General features: G+C 80.8%; 1 protein-coding gene and 1 pseudogene. Both read left to right on the top strand.

All coding sequences use genetic code 11. The annotated features are described in order from the left end of the window. Positions 1-282: pseudogene (locus tag B7P34_RS37970) on the top strand (hypothetical protein); the annotation flags it as partial. Continuing rightward, on the top strand, positions 279-994 hold a 716-nt coding region (locus tag B7P34_RS35980), incomplete at its 3' end, for a spherulation-specific family 4 protein (RefSeq protein WP_106682285.1). The pseudogene B7P34_RS37970 and the gene B7P34_RS35980, both read left to right, overlap by 4 nt.

Below are 994 nucleotides of genomic sequence, written 5' to 3'. Positions count from 1 at the left end.
GTCGCCGCGCCCGGCCCCCTGCCGCCCGTCCTCAACATCGCCGGCGGCACGGCCCGCCCCGTCCGGGCCGTCGCCGAGGCCCTGATCGCCGCGGCGGGCTTCCGCGGCGAGCTCGACGAGGACGGCGCCGGCTCGTCCCGCTCCGCCGCCGTCCCCTGGCAGGAGGCGGACGTCTCCCTGGCCCGCAAGGCGCTGGACTGGTCGCCGCGCCGCTCCCTCGCCACCTCCGTCACCGACCTCTGGACCGAGGTCCTGGACCGCCCCGAGGAGTGCGCACGATGACCCCGCCGGGGCCGCCGCCGGCGGGCGGGCTGCTGCTCGTCCCGCTCTACGTCCACCCCGCGGCCGACCCCGCGGCGTGGACCGCCCTCGCCGAGGCCGCGCCCCGGCTCCGCGGCGTCGTCCTCAACGCCGCGGACGGGCCCGGGCAGCGGCCCGACCCCGCCTTCCGCGCCGCCGCGGAGCGCCTGCGCGGCGCGGGCGTCCCCCTGCTCGGCTACGTCGACACCGGCTACGGCCGCCGCGCGCCGCGCGCCGTCGTCGGCGACATCCGCCGCCACCGCCGCTGGTACGGCGTCGACGGCGTCTTCCTCGACCAGGTCCCGGCGCACGCCGCGCCGCTGCCCCACTACCGCCGGCTCGTCCTGCTCGCCAAGGCGCTCGGCGCGCGGACGGCCGTCCTCAACCCCGGCACCCACCCCGACCCCGGCTACGCCCGCGTCGCCGACCTCCTCGTCACCTTCGAAGGCACCTGGGAGACCTACCGGCGGGCCGGGGTCCCCCCGTGGACCGCGGACCACCCGCCGTCCCGCTTCTGCCACCTCGTTCACGCCGTCCCGCCCGGCCGCGCGGCCGAGGTGGCCCGTACCGCGGAGGGCCGCGGCGCCGGCGTGCACTGCGCGGTCCCGGGCGAGGGCGCGAACCCGTGGGGCTCGGCGCCGTGGCTGGACGGCTGCCCGTCCGGGTCGCGCGTGGGCGGGGCCCCGCTGCGTGG

This window comes from Streptosporangium nondiastaticum (assembly GCF_003011965.1).
GTDB classification, from domain to species: domain Bacteria; phylum Actinomycetota; class Actinomycetes; order Streptomycetales; family Streptomycetaceae; genus Streptomyces; species Streptomyces nondiastaticus.
Note: the sequence above shows the minus strand (reverse complement) of the source record. Positions and strands in the feature narration are given on the sequence as shown.